This window comes from Helicobacter pylori, assembly GCF_017594925.1.
Lineage (GTDB): Bacteria > Campylobacterota > Campylobacteria > Campylobacterales > Helicobacteraceae > Helicobacter > Helicobacter pylori_DP.
On sequence record NZ_JAALNT010000015.1, the window covers coordinates 24,983 to 41,453 of the forward strand.

The 16,471-nt window shown below is 37.1% G+C and carries 16 protein-coding genes and 1 pseudogene; 5 read left to right on the forward strand and 12 right to left on the reverse strand.

The window, feature by feature from the left end:
• Positions 1 to 52: 52 nt before the first annotated feature.
• From G6069_RS06070 to G6069_RS06100, 7 genes are read right to left on the reverse strand one after another with little or no spacing between them, the layout of a single operon-like run.
• Positions 53 to 808 (reverse strand): R.Pab1 family restriction endonuclease, encoded by a 756-nt coding sequence (locus G6069_RS06070; RefSeq protein ID WP_197293696.1) that lies wholly within the window; start codon positions 806 to 808, stop codon positions 53 to 55.
• The gene (locus G6069_RS06075) at positions 795 to 1,787 is read right to left on the reverse strand and encodes an adenine methyltransferase (protein ID WP_197293697.1); all 993 of its coding nucleotides are present in this window, start codon (positions 1,785 to 1,787) and stop codon (positions 795 to 797) included. The genes G6069_RS06070 and G6069_RS06075 overlap by 14 nt, the downstream gene beginning before the upstream one ends.
• Before the next feature lie 45 nt (positions 1,788 to 1,832).
• Positions 1,833 to 4,154 (reverse strand): DNA topoisomerase (ATP-hydrolyzing) subunit B, encoded by a 2,322-nt coding sequence (gene gyrB, locus G6069_RS06080; RefSeq protein ID WP_197293698.1) that lies wholly within the window; start codon positions 4,152 to 4,154, stop codon positions 1,833 to 1,835.
• 12 nt (positions 4,155 to 4,166) lie between these two features.
• On the reverse strand, positions 4,167 to 5,291 hold the full coding sequence (gene dnaN / locus G6069_RS06085) for a DNA polymerase III subunit beta (RefSeq protein ID WP_000704252.1): 1,125 nt from the start codon (positions 5,289 to 5,291) through the stop codon (positions 4,167 to 4,169).
• 55 nt (positions 5,292 to 5,346) lie between these two features.
• Entirely contained in the window at positions 5,347 to 6,414 is a 1,068-nt protein-coding gene (locus tag G6069_RS06090) for a phospholipase A (protein ID WP_197293699.1), read from the reverse strand.
• Between the two features lie 14 nt (positions 6,415 to 6,428).
• Complete coding sequence (locus tag G6069_RS06095) at positions 6,429 to 7,757, reverse strand: sodium-dependent transporter (protein ID WP_197293700.1); 1,329 nt, start codon at positions 7,755 to 7,757, stop codon at positions 6,429 to 6,431.
• Positions 7,758 to 7,767: 10 nt separating this feature from the next.
• The gene (locus G6069_RS06100; RefSeq protein WP_197293701.1) at positions 7,768 to 9,096 is read right to left on the reverse strand and encodes a sodium-dependent transporter; all 1,329 of its coding nucleotides are present in this window, start codon (positions 9,094 to 9,096) and stop codon (positions 7,768 to 7,770) included.
• 227 nt (positions 9,097 to 9,323) lie between these two features.
• Between G6069_RS06100 and ybgC the strand changes: the two genes are divergently transcribed.
• Positions 9,324 to 9,725, forward strand: a complete 402-nt coding sequence (ybgC, locus tag G6069_RS06105) for an acyl-CoA thioesterase YbgC (RefSeq protein ID WP_001203777.1) — start codon at positions 9,324 to 9,326, stop codon at positions 9,723 to 9,725.
• Positions 9,715 to 9,975, forward strand: a complete 261-nt coding sequence (locus G6069_RS06110) for an HP0495 family protein (protein WP_197293702.1) — start codon at positions 9,715 to 9,717, stop codon at positions 9,973 to 9,975. The genes ybgC and G6069_RS06110 overlap by 11 nt, the downstream gene beginning before the upstream one ends.
• Here the strand turns inward: G6069_RS06110 and murD are convergent.
• A complete protein-coding gene (gene murD, locus G6069_RS06115; RefSeq protein WP_197293703.1) occupies positions 9,972 to 11,240 on the reverse strand; it encodes a UDP-N-acetylmuramoyl-L-alanine--D-glutamate ligase in 1,269 nt (422 codons plus the stop codon). The genes G6069_RS06110 and murD overlap by 4 nt on opposite strands.
• Before the next feature lies 1 nt (position 11,241).
• Positions 11,242 to 12,303 carry a phospho-N-acetylmuramoyl-pentapeptide-transferase gene (gene mraY, locus G6069_RS06120; RefSeq protein WP_197293704.1) on the reverse strand — a complete coding sequence of 354 codons (1,062 nt, stop codon included), beginning with the start codon at positions 12,301 to 12,303 and terminating at the stop codon, positions 11,242 to 11,244.
• A 114-nt stretch (positions 12,304 to 12,417) separates the two neighbouring features.
• On the opposite strand from mraY, the gene G6069_RS06125 reads away from it, so the two are divergent.
• The 3 genes from G6069_RS06125 (at position 12,418) to G6069_RS06135 (ending at position 14,829) form a co-directional block, all read left to right on the forward strand.
• The gene (locus G6069_RS06125; protein ID WP_197293705.1) at positions 12,418 to 13,254 is read left to right on the forward strand and encodes an HpaA family protein; all 837 of its coding nucleotides are present in this window, start codon (positions 12,418 to 12,420) and stop codon (positions 13,252 to 13,254) included.
• 99 nt (positions 13,255 to 13,353) lie between these two features.
• Positions 13,354 to 13,542, forward strand: coding sequence for a 50S ribosomal protein L28 (rpmB, locus tag G6069_RS06130; RefSeq protein WP_001118998.1), 189 nt, complete (start codon positions 13,354 to 13,356; stop codon positions 13,540 to 13,542).
• 150 nt (positions 13,543 to 13,692) lie between these two features.
• Positions 13,693 to 14,829, forward strand: a complete 1,137-nt coding sequence (locus G6069_RS06135; RefSeq protein WP_197293706.1) for a potassium channel family protein — start codon at positions 13,693 to 13,695, stop codon at positions 14,827 to 14,829.
• A 383-nt stretch (positions 14,830 to 15,212) separates the two neighbouring features.
• On the opposite strand, the pseudogene G6069_RS07995 reads toward G6069_RS06135, so the two are convergent.
• From G6069_RS07995 to G6069_RS06140, 3 genes and pseudogenes are all read right to left on the reverse strand, one after another.
• Positions 15,213 to 15,548, reverse strand: a pseudogene (locus tag G6069_RS07995) (ATPase); the annotation flags it as partial.
• Positions 15,532 to 15,666 carry a hypothetical protein gene (locus tag G6069_RS08060; protein WP_269434573.1) on the reverse strand — a complete coding sequence of 45 codons (135 nt, stop codon included), beginning with the start codon at positions 15,664 to 15,666 and terminating at the stop codon, positions 15,532 to 15,534. The pseudogene G6069_RS07995 and the gene G6069_RS08060, both read right to left, overlap by 17 nt.
• Before the next feature lie 185 nt (positions 15,667 to 15,851).
• Positions 15,852 to 16,471, reverse strand: a 620-nt coding sequence (locus G6069_RS06140; protein WP_462491175.1) for a PBECR3 domain-containing polyvalent protein, incomplete at its 5' end; no start/stop codon positions are given.

Sequence of the window (16,471 nt, forward strand, 5' to 3'; positions counted from 1 at the left end):
GGATCTTGTAGCGTTGGATATTCATTCTCTTTTTAACAATTCGTATCGTTAGTTAATTTTCAAGTATTTTTTCTAAAATCTTTAACACATCGTTATGGTGTGCTTGGCTTAAAAGCCCAAAAATTTTAAGCATTTCTAAAAACATGGGAGCGTTGGTTTTATGGATAGTTAAAAGAGCATGTTCTTTGAGTGCAGCCGTTCTATTTAATAAAGGGGTAGCGGTTTTTAATTCCAGAATAGAAAAGCAAAAATACAGCATGGCTTGGGTTTTAGAACCGTATTGTTGCTCTCTAATAACGATTTCGCTCAACTGATTATCATTAAAAGAATGAATGAGTAAAGGATAAGAAATGCGTGAAAGTTCAAAATCCATGCCACCAAATTGATGGGATCTAAATCTTTCTCTTGTGATCATAAAATTATCTTCTATGAATTGTTTTTGCTTTTCTAAATATTTTAAAGTATTTTCTAAATTTTCTAAACTGATTAAACCTAATTGCTTAGCGTAATAAATTATTTCGCTCAATTCATAAAGGGTTTTTACTTTATTATTAGCCCCTAAAAAATGATATTTTTCATCTTTTAGGGTAGTGAGTTCAAATTTTTCTTTATCTTTAATAGGGACATCATAACCGATTTGCCACTCTACATAATGCTTTAAACTAAAAGGGATTTTTCTAGTCGCTGTTGAAATGCCATAATCGCTAAAGGCATGTCTGATTTTCACACGCACTTTGCCTGAAATGGAAGTTAAAGGAATAGAAACCTCAATCGCTTTTTTATCATCATTAACTTTAATCAAACTCACAAGGGTGTCCTTGAAACAATTTTTTAAAATATTCTAAACGCGCTCTTTTGTCTTTTAAAAAAGCGTCTTTAATTTCTAAAAAAGCGAAATGATCAATAATAATATCCAAATTACCAAAATAATAAGGGATTTTAGGGGCGATTTCCTTAAAATAATGGATATATTGGTAATAAATCAATTTATCTTGACTGATATACACCGCATTTTCGCTTGGCGCGTTTAAAAAAGTCTTGTTGCGTTTGAGAGCGTTAATGTCTCGCATAGGGAAAAAATAGCCCACGCATGCACCAACCTTTTTAGCGTTAGGGTATTTATCCACATAATTGGCTATATAGTCAAAATCGTTTAAGCATAGCGTCGTATCGCAATCAGTTGGAAAAATAAAACGCCTAATATCTGCATAGTCCATTCGCCCTCGCTCATATAAAGCTATCACAATAGGAAATTCGTTACTTTTAGTGAAAGATTTAGAAGAAACAACCAAAGCGTCTAAAAGCCTGTAATGATCCTTAAATAGCTTTAATTGCTTAAAATTAGCTTCTTTGATGAGATAAGATAAAGGGTGTAACACGCAAATAAACGCCGGCTTTAAAATTGCAAAAGATTTTAAAAAACTTATCCCCAAATCTCGGGATTTCAAATGATGGTCTATCTCAAAATGAAAGCTTTTATCTTTTAATTTTTGTTTGGCAAAAGAAGTTCTATCGTTATAGGGGGGATTTCCCACGATGATTAAAGGTTCATCTTGGCTAATGCCATAATTTTCTCTTTTAGGATTAACTAAAGCGTTTATTATTAAAGCATCACACTTGGGGTCAATATCCGCTCCTATTTTTTTAGGGTGTTGGAGTTTTAAAAACTCTTTATTACCACATGCAGTGTCTAAAAGCGTGTAGTATTCAATACCAACATGCTTTTTTAAAAGCTTGTAAGCACAATCCACTAAATAAGGGGGCGTGTAATAAGCCCCTAAATTCACGCTCTCTCGCTGATTTAAATGTTTAGGAGTGGCGATTAAAATCCCTTACACATCTAGTTGTTTCACGTCTTTAGCATGCGCTTGGATAAAGGCTCTTCTAGGCTCTACTTCATCGCCCATGCAAAGCGAAAAGACTGCATTGGTTTTTTCTAAATCTTCAATTTTGAGTTTGATCAAGCTGCGGTTTTCTTTATGCATGGTCGTTTCCCACAAATCATTAGGGTTCATCTCGCCTAGCCCCTTATAGCGCTGGATATTCGCTCCCTTTTTAGCGTGATTTTCCACTTCTTCTAAAAACGCCAAAATATCCTTATTTTCTAAGAAATCTAAATTATACTCCATAAGCTTTTGGTAAGTGTAATTCGCTTCTTCAAACAACACCTCTTTAAAGAGGTTGTCATCTAAATTAAATTCCACCAAGCCTTTAGGGGTTTGCGTGTGCAAATGCAAGCTTTCTTCAGTAGCAAAAGAGCGTAAGATCTGATAATTCAAGCCCTCTAATTTTTCCAAAATGCTTTTTTCTAAAACTTTCATATCAAGGCTTAAGGCGTCCTTAGTCTCAATGAGAAAGCGTAAAATCTCTAGCAAGTTGTAGCGTTTTTCTAATTCCAAAAGCGCGTAGCGGTAATGGCGTGCCACTTTTAACAAGTTCATCAAATCGTTCTTGCCAATCCCTTCAATATCCACCGAATTGATGCCATGCTCAATTAAAAAATGATCCAAAGCGACGCCGTCTTTAAGATAAATTTCTGTCTTGCCTTTCTTGTATTTATAAAGAGGGGCTTGAGCGATATAAACATGCCCTTGTTCAATCAGCGGGCGTAAATAACGATAGAAAAAAGTCATCAGCAAGGTTTGGATATGGCTCCCATCCACATCAGCATCGGTCATGATAATGATTTTATGATAGCGCAATCTTTCTATATCAAAACTCTCTTGAATGCCGCACCCAAAAGCCGTGATCATGTTTTTAATTTCTTCTGATTTCAGGATTTTTGACAAATGGCTTTTTTCCACATTTAAAATCTTACCCTTTAAGGGCAAGATCGCTTGGAAAACCCTATCGCGCCCTTGTTTAGCGCTCCCTCCCGCGCTATCGCCCTCCACTAAAAAGATCTCACTCTCTAAGGGGTCTTTACTCTGGCAATCGGCTAATTTTCCCGGCAAGGTGCCGACACTCAAATTGTCTTTTTTTCTTGTAAGCTCTCTGGCTTTCTTACTAGCTTCTCTGGCTTTTGCGGCTAGTAGGGCTTTATTAGCGATGATTTTAGCTTCGTTAGGGTTTTCTTCTAAAAATTGATGGATTTTATCATAGACTAATTTTGAAACCAACGCGCGCGCATACGAACTGCCGAGTTTGGATTTAGTCTGCCCTTCAAACAAAGGCTCGCTCATTTTCAAGCTCACAACAGCGATCAACCCCTCTTTAATGTCTTCAGAAATGGGGCGCGACTCTTTGGTTTTAATGTTATTGTCAATGTATTGTAAAATCGCCTTAGACAAGCCCATTTTAAAGCCCGTCTCATGCGTGCCACCCTCAGAAGTTTTAATGTTATTCACAAAGCTTAAGGTGTTTTCATTGTAATCATCAGCATACGCTAGAGCGACTTCTATAGAAGTGCGCGTTTCTTCATCCATGCTTTTAAACGAAATAACGGGGGTGAGTAATTCTTTTTTAGCGCTGTCTTTAACGAATTGTTTCAAGCCGTCTTCATAGAAATAAGTTTCTTGCAGTTGGGTTTTTTCTTCTTTGAAAGAAATTTTTAAGCCATCATTAAGATACGCCATTTCTTTGAAGCGCTTTTGCAAAATACCCGCTTGAAATTCAACGACTTCCATCACGCTTTCATCAGGGAAAAATTCAATAGTCGTGCCGCTTTCTTTAGCGCTTTTAGTCTTGCCAATGATTTCAAGCTCGCTAATGGGGATACCCTTTTCAAACTCTTGGCGATAGATTTGACCCTCTTTTTTAATGGTCATAATCAAGCGTTTGCTCAAGGCGTTCACAACCGAAACACCCACGCCATGCAAACCGCCTGAAACTTTATAAGTATCGTTATCAAACTTGCCCCCCGCATGCAAAATCGTTAAAACCACGGTGCAAGCGGGGATTTTTTCCGTGGGGTGAATATCTACAGGAATGCCTCGCCCGTTATCTTCTACAATGCATGAACCCTCACTAGTCAAAGTGATATTAATCCTATCACAAAAGCCCGCCATGCTCTCATCTACAGCGTTATCCACGACTTCATACACCATGTGGTGCAACCCGCCTATATTGGTATCGCCAATATACATTCCAGGGCGTTTCCTAACCCCCTCTAAGCCTTTTAAAACCTTAATACTATGGCTCTGGTAATTTTGCATTCAAATCAGCCTTTATAGTGTGATTGGCATCATCAAAGTAGAAATTTTAGCGTTCAAGTGGCTTTGCTTTTCATCAAGGGGTTCTTGGATCAAAAAAGGCGATGAAGGCTCATTGCATTTTAAAACGAATTGCGTTGTCCCCAAAGCGTTTAAGGCTTCAAGGAAAAATTTAGCGTTCACGCCCAAATGAAAGGCTTTTTCAATATCCAAACCTTTTTCAATCTCAACAGAGGTTTTAGCCGTTTCGCTATGCTCAGAATCCAAAGATTCAAACAAAGCGTTGTTTTTTTCTAAAGTGAGTTTAATGGTGGAGCTTAAAGAACTGCACAATTTAATGCTCTCTTTAAATTCCTCCTTGCCTAAAGTGAAAGAAGAAGTGTATTCTTTGGGGAGGATTTTTTGATAATCAGGGTAATTCCCATCAATGAGCTTGGTGAAAAAAGTGTGCGTTTCGTTTTCAATCACCGCTAACATGCCATCGCTTTTAAAACTGAAATTTTCATAAAAAAGCTTAAGGATTTCTAATAAAGCCCTTTTAGGTAAAATGCAAGAAATATCTTCTTCAGTGGAATGGATAGAGATTTTTTCTAACTGCGTGTAAGAAAGCCGTTTGGTATCCGTGCCTACCACCGAAAGGGTTTGATGTTTTTGATCAAATTGCATTAAAATACCGGCTAATTCCCTTTTATGGCTGGTTTGCTCAATCACAGGAGCGATCTTTTTAAACGCATCTACCAAAAAAGGGGTATTGACTTCTATACTCACTTTGGGATCTATAACAGGGAATTCAGGGAACTCATCAGCGTCAAACATGGGGAGTTTGAAAGAGCTTTTATTTTGTTTGATCACCAAGCTGTCATCTTTAGTTTCTAAAACAATATTAGAGTCTTTTAAACATGAGATAATATCCAAAAACTTTTTCCCATTGATTGTGCCTACGCCCTCTTTATCGCTAGATTGCGTAAAAATATAGCTTTTTAGCCCAATATCGGAATCGCTAGCCTTTAAAAAAAGCTTTTCTTTAATGACTTCTAAATGGATGTGTGAAGCGATAGAAGAAGCGTCCTTTTTATCCAAAAAAGCTTGCAAGTAGCGCAAAGTGTTTTCTAAATCGTTTTTACTAACACTGATTTTCATAATTGAATGATCCCCTTGAATTTTTAGTCTTATTATAGCATAAAAGAACGCTTTTTTAAGGGTTTAAGCGTATTCCTACCCCTATACGATTGGAAAAAACATCGTATTCATACAAGCCATCGCCATAGCCGTTAAACCACTGCGCATAAATCCCCACAAAGGGGTTAATGCGGTAGGTATAGCCTAAGCGGAAAGCTCCATGCCAGCGATCATAACGCCAGTATTGCGTGAAAATATCATAAAGTTGCAATTCAAAATGATGGCGCCCTCTCCTGTAATCAACTTTAGCGTTACCATACCCCATGTAATCAATCAAATTAGGGTTGGATTGATCATAAGGGACATAGGGCCAATAAGCGACCATGATTTTTAGGCCTCCCTTTTCCCACACCAAGCGAAACACAGGGCGTTGCCCCGCGCTCACAGAGCGGCACCCCCCCCAGCGCACGTCTTTTTGCCCGTTATAATCTTTAACGATTACAGGCCCTCCTGGGAATTGGTTTTCAGGATTACCTTCTTTATTAAAAGGCTGGTAACATTGCGCGCCTCCCACGCCATTAGAAATGTGCTGCCAACCTATCCAAATTTCAGAAAAATTCCCTATTTTACCCCCAAAAGGTTTAAAATTAATAGGATAAACATAGATGAGTTCAGGCATGAAATTGATCATTCGCATGGGAGCGGATTGAGGGTTATTATAAATTTGAAACCAGTCAGTTTGGGTATAAGCCAAATAAAGCGTGCCTTTAGTCCAAAGAATATGCCTAAATACAGGCACTCTAAAACTGATTTGGAACTTAAACTCATTGCGTTGATACGGGTTGATATTAGGATGATACCATTGAAAAATGGGGGTGAAACTATGATAAAAAGGCAAAAAATAAGTGCCTAGATAATCCATCATGTTTAAATATTTTTTAGCAAAATCCACCCAAGAATGTTCTTTGGGGGCTTTTTGTGGAGGGAGATACCAGGCATTGGACAAATCGTTTTGCGTCTTAATGATGTGTAAATCCTGTTTGCGCAAATAGTAGTTATAATCCACCTTAAAATTATCTTGCAAAAATTTTTTGCCTTCCAACTGACAAACTACAAAAATCATAAAGAGCAAAATGCTTTTCATCAAGTATCTTTATTTCACTTAAATTGCAAGATAAAAATCGCTAAAATCACTACAGGCGCGATAAAACGAACGCTAAAATGCCATGCTTTAAAGGCGTTTATATTAAAGAAGTGCTTCGTGGCTAAAAAAGAGTGCTTTTTATTTAAAACCCACCCCACAAATAAGACTGAAAACAAGCCTCCCAAAGGCATTAAAAATGAAGAAGTGATGAAATCCAGCCACCCAAACACGCTCTTATGAGCAAAACTCAAAAACTTAGCGTATCGTTCATTCATAGAAAGAATGACTAAAACGCCTAAAACATACACAACAACCCCTATCCATAGCGACGCTTGAAGGCGCGAAAAATTAAAACGATTGATTAAATAAAGCGCTAAAGGCTCTATCAAAGAAACCGTGGAAGTGATCCCAGCAAAAACAAGCGCCATAAAGAAAAAGAGCGAAACGATCTGCCCGCTGATTCCCATTTTAGCGAAAGTCAAAGGCAAGGAAATAAAAACAAGCCCTGGCCCTTGAGACACATCCGCATGGTATTCAAACACAAAGGTGAAAATCATCACCCCGGCAATGAGAGAGATTAAAATACCCGGTAAAACAATAAATAAAGAGCTTTTGAGTAGATTTTCTTTTTTAGGCGTAAAAGCCGAATAAGTAATGATCGTGCCTACCCCCAAACTCAAAGAAAAGAACATCTGCCCTAAAGCGTCCATAACAACCTTAAAATCAATCTTTTGAATCTCAAAATTAAACAAAAAGTGCAAAGCTTTAGGCATGCTTTCTAAAGTCATCGCATAGATTAAAAGCCCTATGAAAATCACAAACAATAACGGCATCAGCACGACATTTAATTTTTCAATCCCTTCTTCAATCCCCCTAGAAACAAACCATATTGTCGGCAATAAGCATGCGCTAAAGCCAATAACAGGCCAGATCAAACTGCCATTTTGGAGCATGCTAAATTGCATTTTGGCTTGCTCTAAATCTTTAGGCAAATCAAAAGTTACTACAAAAAGATAGTAAAGCACCCAACCTAACACCACCGCATAAAAGGATAAAATGAGAGGGCCGCCTAAAATAAAAAAAGAAGTGAAAGGGTAATATTTTTTCCTTTTAGGATCTAAGATTTGATAATTAGAAACAACATCTTTTTTACCCAAATTCCCAATCAGCATTTCCACTAAAAGCATAGCAATGCCTAGACTCAAGGTTAGCACCAGATATAAAAGCACAAACGCACTCCCCCCATTATGACCTACCATATAGGGAAAGCGCCAAATATGCCCTAAACCGATAGAGCTACCCAAAGTGGCTAAAATAAAGCCTAATTTAGAAAATTTTCCCATGCTAAATATTTTAATAAATCTTGCTCAACCAAATAGAAAATACAATTAAAGGGGTGATATATTTAAGCAAGAAATACCAAGTTGCAAACAATTTAGGGCCTAAAAAGTGCGTGCTTAAAAGACGCAATTTTTCTTTTTTCAAAACCCAGCCCATAAAAATAAAGGTTGCCATCCCGCCTAAAGGCATGATAATGGTGCTTGAGGCAAAATCCAACCAATCAAAAAGACTTTTTTCAAAGAAAGTGAGATAATCTTTATAATCCTTATGGAGCGAGAAAATCAACACCACGCCTACGATAAAAATTAGCGCTACAAGACCCCAAGTAACCTTAAAACGAGAGTATTGATACCTTTCGGTAAGATACATCACGCTTGGCTCTAATAAAGCCACCGTAGAAGTGATGCCAGCAAAAGCGAGCGCGAGCAAGAAAAGAACTGAAACAAGAACGCCTATCGCTCCCATTTGGCCAAAAACCACCGGTAAAGAAGTGAAGATTAACCCTGTGCCTTGTGAGACATTAGCCCCATATTCAAACACAAAAGTGAAAATCATAAGCCCTGCCACAAGAGAAATTAAAATCCCTGATAAAACCACCCAAATAGTGCTTTTAAGCAAATTCTGCGTTTTATCCGTAACCGCAGCATAAGTGATATTGATCCCTAAACCGATGCTTAAAGAAAAGAAAACCTGCCCCAAGGAATAAGTGAATACCTGAGAAGTCAAATCTTTTGGCTTGAAATCAAACATGAAATGGAAAGCTTTAGAAAAAGAATCCATGCTCATCGCATAAAAAAGCAAACCAAAAAAAGTGGCAAAGAGTAAGGGCATTAAAACCAAATTGAGTTTTTCAATCCCTTCTTTAATCCCTCTAGAAACAATCCATCCGGTTATGAATAAAACGCTAAAAAGCCCTATGGATTGTAACCTAATGGATTGCAAGGTATCATTAAAGATTTGTTCAGATTCTTGGATACTGTTAGGCAAATTAAAACTAATACTCACTAAATAATAAAGCACCCAACCTAAAATCGTGCCATAAAAAGTCAGTATCAAAGGCCCAGAAATCAGCAAAAGCCCTGCGTATTTCCAGCGTTTTTTAGGGTTAAGGTCAAGCTCTTTAAAAGCTTCTGTTACATTTTTTTGCGTGCTTTGTCCTAATAGCATTTCAGCGATAAACATCGCCGCACCAACGCTTAAAGATAAAAATAAAAACAATAAGACAAAAGCACCCCCACCACTCACCCCAGTCATATAGGGGAAACGCCAGATATGCCCTAAACCTATCGCGCTCCCTAAGGCCGCTAAAACAAATCCTAATTTAGAAAAATGATTACCCATATCTTAACTACCAAACTCCTTGTAAATGATTAAAATTAAGAGACTATGCCCTTAATCGCCCAACTATTGCTGTATTTTTTTGAAATCTTTAAAAACCCTAAAATTTAAGGAAAAACCCGCTTCAAAAATACCTAAAAAATATAGAGCAACGCCCCCAAATTATACTATAGTTAAGTTACATATTGTATAATTTTAAGAAAGTTTCATTATTTAAGTAAGGGGAATTAATGCGCTGTAGGGTATATTACGAAGATACCGACTCTGAAGGCGTGGTCTATCATGCGAATTATTTGAAATATTGCGAAAGGGCTAGGAGCGAGTTTTTTTTTAAAAAAAATGTCTTGCCAGAAAATGAAGAAGGCGTGTTTGTCATCCGCTCTATCAAAGCGGATTTTTTCACCCCCGCAAGCCTTGGACAGGTCTTAGAAATAAGAACGCAAATTAAAGAATTAAGAAAGGTTTTTGTGGTGCTTTTTCAAGAAATTTATTGCATCCAAAACGCTTCTTTAGAGCCTATGAAGCCTTTCAAAGTCTTTGCTTCAGAAATCAAGTTTGGCTTTGTCAATCGCTCCACATACAGCCCTATTGCCATTCCTAAATTGTTTAAGGAGCTGTTCAATGCCGTCTGATTCAAAAAAACCCACCATTATTTACCCTTGCCTTTGGGATTATAGGGTGATTATGACCACTAAAGATACGAGCGTGTTAAAAGAGCTTTTAGAAACCTACCAACGCCCCTTTAAATTGGAACTAAAAAACACTTCTAAAAACGCTAAATTTTATAGCTTTAACGTTTCTATGGAAGTTTCAAACGAAGAAGAACGGAACGAGATTTTTCAAAAAATTTCACAATTAGAGATTGTGGCGCATGCGCTTTAATCTTTTAAAACAAACGCCTTAAATTTTTCACCCCTTTCTTTATACGAAGAGAATTGATCCAAACTGGCCGCGCTGGGTGAAAGCAAAGCGATTTCATTTTGCAATAAAACGCTTTTAATTTTTTGAACCGCTTTTTCTAACTCCAAACAAACCTGACAAGAAACATTAAATTCTAACGCTAAGGCTTGGATGATAGGAGTGCTTGATCCTATGGCATAAAGGCTTATTTTATAGTTTTTAAACTCTTCAAAAAGGGGAGTTAAATTGACCCCTTTAATATCGCCCCCTAAAATCAAATGGATTTTTTGGTTTTTAAAGGTTTTTAGAGCTTGTAAGGTGGCATCAATGTTCGTGGCTTTGCTGTCATCTACCCACAAACGCCCTTCTTTATCCCTAAATTCCTCCATTTTATGCGATCCGATTTTAAAAGCGTTCAATCTTTTAAGGGCGTTTTCTCTATAATCTTGCCATTTTAAATTCTTTATTTTTAAAAATTGCTCATAAACTAAAAGGGCTAAAGCCGCGTCTAATAAAAACGCTCCCTTAAAAAAAAGGGCGTTAGAAGGGATTTTTAAACGCTCTAAAACCTCTTCGCTTTTGTCAAAAAAGATTTTTTGCGCTTGCGAGTTTTGAATAATGGGGTGTTCTTTGAATTTTAAAGGGAGGATAGCGAGCGAAGTTTTAGGCATCAACGATAAAACCTTGAGTTTAGCGTCCAAATAATTTTCAAAATTGCAATGCCAAGTCAAGTGATCAGCTTCCACATTGATGAGCAAGTAGATTAAAGGGTAAGCCTTATTAGTGTAATGCAAAGAAAAAGAGCTTGTTTCTAACACCCACAAGGGCGATCGTTTTTCAAACAATTCAATCAAGGGCGTGCCGATATTCCCCCCACTCACAGCCTTAAAATCTTCTAAAAGCGCAGTGAGCATTTCGGTCGTGGTGGTTTTACCATTAGTGCCGCTAATACTGATTATAGTAGGCGTGAAAACCAAATCAAACAAGCTGTCAATATAATCGTATTCGCTCACTAAATGCTTGGCTTTCATGACTAAAGGGTGCGTAAAACTAATGCCAGGGCTGACTACCTCTAGTTGGGAATCATTAGGGTTAAAATCCTTACTGGGATAGCAAAGAAAACCCTCGTTATCCTTATGAAATGAAGAGAATTTATCATCAAAAAATTTGACTTCATTATGGTTTTTTTTAAAAAAACGCGCTAAGGCTAGAGTGGTTTTACCATGCCCCAATAAAGAGATTTTCATTTTAACGCACCTTTAAGCTTAAAAGAGCGATTAAATTACTCAGCATAGAAATGATCCAAAAACGCACGATCACCTTATTTTCTGCCCAACCCTTTTGCTCAAAATGATGATGGATTGGCGCCATTAAAAAAAGGCGTTTTTTACGGGTTTTATAACTCCCTACTTGCAAGATCACAGACAAAGTTTCTACCACAAAAATAGATCCCATTAAAACGAGTAAGATTTCATTATGCGAAACAATAGCGTTATAAGCGATAAACCCCCCCAAAGCCAAGCTCCCGCTATCGCCCATAAACACGCTTGCCGGGTTGCAGTTATACCACAAAAAGCCAAAGAGCGATCCCACTAACGCTAGCGAGACAACAAACAATTCCCCCACATCTATGACTTTAGGATAGAGCAAGTATTTAGAAAATTCCGCATTCCCTGCCACATACACAAAGATAGAAAGGCTTAAGAGGGTGAAAATGCTAGGCACACTCGCTAAGCCGTCTAACCCATCGGTTAAATTCACCGCATTGCTCGTGGATAAAAAAACCAACACCCAAAAACCAACCGCTAACATCGTGGGCATTTCAAACAAGGGGTTTTTCAAAAAAGGCACGTATAAAAAAGTGTCTAACCCTTTAAGGCTCAATAAAACAGACACTATAAGCGAAAGGATAAAAAGCATGCCAAATTTCATTTTCGCGCTCATCCCGGCGTTATTTTGTTGGTTGATTTTAGTGTAATCGTCTCTAAAACCCACAAAACTAAAGCCCATTAACACGATTATCCCTAACAACACATAAAGATTACCCAAAGACGCGCACAACACGCTCGCAACAATGGTGGCAAAAACAAACACAATCCCCCCCATTGTAGGGGTATCTTTTTTATTCTGGTGGCTTGGCACGAAGCTAGAAATGGGCTGGTTAGCCTTTTTAGCCTTGGCCCATAGAATGAATCTAGGCATTAAAAAAAGCGTGAGAAAAAAAGCTATGAAAAACCCTAACCCTGCTCTAAAGGTCAAATACTGGAAAAGATTGATATTGAAATAGCCATATAATAAAGAATAGAGCATAAAATCCCCTAAAATCGCCATGCTTGAAATTAGAAAAAAGAAAATTGTAGCGCAAATTGATTTACTTAAAAATAGTATAATTATAATTTCAATTTTTATTTTTAGGAGTCTTTTATGGAGTGTTCGCTTATTTTTAAAAAAGTTAGAGTTTATTCTAAAATATTAGTTGCTTTAGGGCTTTCAAGCGTGTTGATCGGTTGCGCGATGAATCCAAGCGCTGAAACAAAAACACCAAATGACGCCAAAAATCAAGTTCAAGCTCATGAAAGAATACAAACAAGCTCTGAATATGTTACGCCGCTAGATTTTAATTATCCGATACATATTGTTCAAGCCCCACAAAACCATCATGTTGTAGGTATTTTAATGCCACACATTCAAGTGAGCGATAATCTAAAGCCCTATATTGATAAGTTTCAAGACGCTTTAGTCAATCAAATCCAAACTATTTTTGAAAAAAGAGGCTATCAAGTGTTGCGTTTTCAAGATGAAAAAGCTTTGAACGAGCAAGATAAGAGAAAGATTTTTTGCGTTTTGGATTTGAAAGGGTGGGTAGGAATCTTAGAAGATTTGAAAATGAATGTAAAAGATCCCAATAATCCTAATTTAGACGCGCTAGTGGATCAAAGCTCAGGCTCTGTATGGTTTAATTTTTATGAGCCAGAAAGCAATCGTGTCGTCCATGATTTTGCTGTGGAAGTGGGAACTTTTCAAGCAATGACCTATACTTACAAACATAGTAATTCTGGAGGGCTTAATTCTTCAAACAGCATTATCCATGAAGATTTGGAAAAGAATAAAGAAGACGCGATACATAAGATCTTAAACAGAATGTATGCGGTTGTCATGAGAAAAGCTGTAACAGAACTTACAGAAGAAAATATCGCCAAATACAGAGACGCTATTGATAGAATGAAAGGCTTTAAAAGTTCTATGCCTCAAAAAAAGTAGTTCTTAGACGAACCATTTAAAAATTGGTCTTAAAATCAGTCTTTTTAAAGGCTATTTTAAGTATAATGCAAAGTTTATTTCAATATTTAAGGATACACAATGGCAAAAAGATGCGCTTTAACTTTTAAAGGGCCTATGATAGGCAATCATGTCAGTCATGCGAACAACAAAAACAAACGCCGCTTACTCCCTAACCTACGCTCTATTAAGATCCAATTAGACGACGGCACGACCAAACGCATTAAGGTGGCTGCTTCCACTTTAAGAACCATGCGTAAAGGGGCTTAGCCGTTTAGGGTTTTTATAACATCTTTAAAAACCCTTAAAACTAAACTCCTTTATTAAGCATCAATTCTAGTGCGATTGGGCTTGATATTTTTAAGGGAGTTTAAAAATAAAACGCTTTCAAAAGAATTTATTTTGATTTAGGAATTGGTTTTGTTTGAAAAGTTGAAATTTTTTAAAATCAAAAAAGACGATGAAAATCAGCCAGAAGTCAATTTAAATTCTGAAATCTATGAGCAATTTAAGGTTTTTAGACTCCCGCTTATTTTAATCCAATTACTCGTGCTTTTAGGCACTCTAGGATATTTCGCCCTAGAAAATTATAGCCTTATGCAAGCTTTCTTTCAAACGACTTACACCATGACAGCTACAGGGTTTGGCGCTTTAAATGAAAGCCAGTTTGGGCCTATAAGTATTTTTTTAACTTCCATTTTAATGTTTTTTGGGGCAGGAATTATTGCCTTTAGCGTGGCTATTTTAGTTAGCGTGGTCAATAAAGGCACGCTTACCAGATTGATTAAGGAGAAAGGTATGATTTATAAAATCGCACGCCTTAAGGATCATTATGTGATTTGTTACCACAACGAATACACCATTGAATTGAGCAAGCAGTTCCGCTCCGCTCAGATCCCTTTTGTGGTTGTGGATAATGACCCTAGTTTTGAAGAAGAAGCCATTAAGCACAAATACCCCTACTATATCATAGGCGATCCGCACACCAATTTAGCTATGCTCAAAACCCACTTGAGCAGCGCTAGGGGCGTTGTGGCTTTGTCTAAGATTTTACCGGTGAATGTGGCGTTAATGGTGAGCGTGCGCTTGTTTGAAAAGGAATTAAAGCGCAAACCTTACTACATCATTGCGAGCGCGCATAGCGATGAAGGCTTAGAAAAATTAAAAAAATTAGGGGCTGATATGGTGGTTTCCCCCACAAAGCTCATGGCGCAGAGAGTGAGCGCGATGGCGGTGCGTCCGGATATGGAAAATATCTTAGAGCGTTTTATCAATAAAAAAGACACGCTTTTAGACTTAGAAGAAGTGATTGTCCCTAAAACCAGCTGGCTTGTGTTAAGGAAATTAAAAGAAGCCCATTTTAGAGAGATCGCTAAAGTCTTTGTGATTGGTATCACTCAAAAAGATGGCAAATACATCCCCATGCCTGACGGGGAAACGATTATTGCAAGCGAATCCAAACTATTGATGGTTGGCACTTCAGAAGGCGTTGCAACCTGCAAGCAACTCATTGCCAACCATCAAAGACCCAAAGAAGTGGATTACATTTCCTTGTGATTGATACAGCCCTTTTTAAATAAAAAAAGCTTGGCTCTCATCAAATATGGATAATAAAATCTAAAATGCTAAAAACATTTTTTATAATTAATAGCAAAGAGCTTGGCGTTAGTCAAAAAGTTTTAGCCATTCATGTTTGATGAGAACCGATCCAAGACTTAAACGGATTTGAGGCTTATTTTTCTCACACCCATACGCTCAAATGAGAGTTAATGTTATAACCCTTTTAAAGCCCTCTTTGTTAAAAGGATTCTTGAACTTTTTTAAACCATGTTTTAATTTGTCCTGTGATTTATTTATCATGCTCATTCTCTTCGCATTTTTGAAGCGTTGCCCTAAATTCCGCACAAAACAAATATTCATCAATCTTCCAACCTAAAATTCTACTCTCCTTTCTTGCTTTTCTCTAGCGCATAATCGCTCAAATCCTTGACTTTCTGCTCCCATCCGCCTTGGATATAAATCACATTTCGTATATAATACGCGCCAACAAACAAGCCGCTAAATTTCGGCTTTAAGGTTTCTAAAAGTTCGTTAAATGCGGTTTTTTTCGCTTCGGTAATCTCGCTTGTGGCTTGTTGTTTTTGTTGCGTGATATTATTTAAGACTTCTTGTTTATTCGTGTTTATTTGCGCCTGTGTGCTTTCTTTAGCTTCGTTAATGTTATTGATCGCTTGCGTTTGATTAGCGGTTATTTCATTATTAGCGTTCGTTTTCGCTAATAATGTTAAGGTGCAAAGCGTTACCTACCACTTTAAAACTGCCATTAAATCCCATTGCATCAAACACGCTTCCTAGGTAGTCCTTATACTCGCATGCGTTTTCTAAAATCATCATTTTTAACTCCTTGTGTTTGTTGTGTCGTTAGGGATTTCTCTTATTATCATTTTATCCTCCTTGACTTGTTAGATCTTTTTATTGTAATATCAATCAATGGGTTAGAGAATATTTCTAACCCATAAAAACACTTTTTAAGTGTGCCAAGAGACCCTGACACATAAGACGAAAGGGCTTGTGTATGGTCAAGGTGAGGCTTTTAAATCATTTTCTTTAATATTTTTCTTATAATCTGGTGCATTTTTATAATCTCCTTTCTCTTTAAACATGGTTTTAAATATAAATTCGCTTTTGTTTCTATTGATTTGTTCCACTACCACAAAATGACCATTAACTTGCTTATAGCTTATTATTCTATTACCGTGCTTAATTGTTTCATCTGCATTTTTAACAATATCTCTATAATTAGCTATGTCTTTGTAAGTTATTGGTGGTTGTTTGCTGAATTTAACGCTAGGTGAATTAATCCCATGCTTATTTAATGCATGTTGTATTCCTTGATAATCAATAATAGCTTTTGCATTTTTAGGATATGTGAAATTTAAAGTCGTTATCTCGTCTTCATCTAGCCTCTCTATACCTACCTTAGCATGTTTTTTGTGAATGTATTCAACGATCTCGGGCGTTAAATTATCATCTCCTATCACTACAATGTCTTTTCCATTATTTGGGCTTTCATCAATGAGTTTTTTAATTTCATCAAAATTAAGTTTTTTAAGCGCTTCAGCTTTAATCCCTTTCTCGCTCTCTTTTTGCATGTCTTTCACGGCTTCTATCAAGCGCTTTAAGGTAGGATTATTTTCGT

Bases quoted from the DNA above. Each gene is read 5' to 3' on its own strand.
- gyrB (WP_197293698.1), bottom strand. From the start codon at position 4,154: ATGCAAAATTACCAGAGCCATAGTATTAAGGTTTTAAAAGGCTTAGAG.
- dnaN (WP_000704252.1), bottom strand. From the start codon at position 5,291: ATGAAAATCAGTGTTAGTAAAAACGATTTAGAAAACACTTTGCGCTAC.
- G6069_RS06090 (WP_197293699.1), bottom strand. From the start codon at position 6,414: ATGAAAAGCATTTTGCTCTTTATGATTTTTGTAGTTTGTCAGTTGGAA.
- G6069_RS06095 (WP_197293700.1), bottom strand. From the start codon at position 7,757: ATGGGAAAATTTTCTAAATTAGGCTTTATTTTAGCCACTTTGGGTAGC.
- G6069_RS06100 (WP_197293701.1), bottom strand. From the start codon at position 9,096: ATGGGTAATCATTTTTCTAAATTAGGATTTGTTTTAGCGGCCTTAGGG.
- ybgC (WP_001203777.1), top strand. From the start codon at position 9,324: ATGCGCTGTAGGGTATATTACGAAGATACCGACTCTGAAGGCGTGGTC.
- G6069_RS06110 (WP_197293702.1), top strand. From the start codon at position 9,715: ATGCCGTCTGATTCAAAAAAACCCACCATTATTTACCCTTGCCTTTGG.
- murD (WP_197293703.1), bottom strand. From the start codon at position 11,240: ATGAAAATCTCTTTATTGGGGCATGGTAAAACCACTCTAGCCTTAGCG.
- mraY (WP_197293704.1), bottom strand. From the start codon at position 12,303: ATGCTCTATTCTTTATTATATGGCTATTTCAATATCAATCTTTTCCAG.
- G6069_RS06125 (WP_197293705.1), top strand. From the start codon at position 12,418: ATGGAGTGTTCGCTTATTTTTAAAAAAGTTAGAGTTTATTCTAAAATA.
- rpmB (WP_001118998.1), top strand. From the start codon at position 13,354: ATGGCAAAAAGATGCGCTTTAACTTTTAAAGGGCCTATGATAGGCAAT.
- G6069_RS08060 (WP_269434573.1), bottom strand. From the start codon at position 15,666: ATGATGATTTTAGAAAACGCATGCGAGTATAAGGACTACCTAGGAAGC.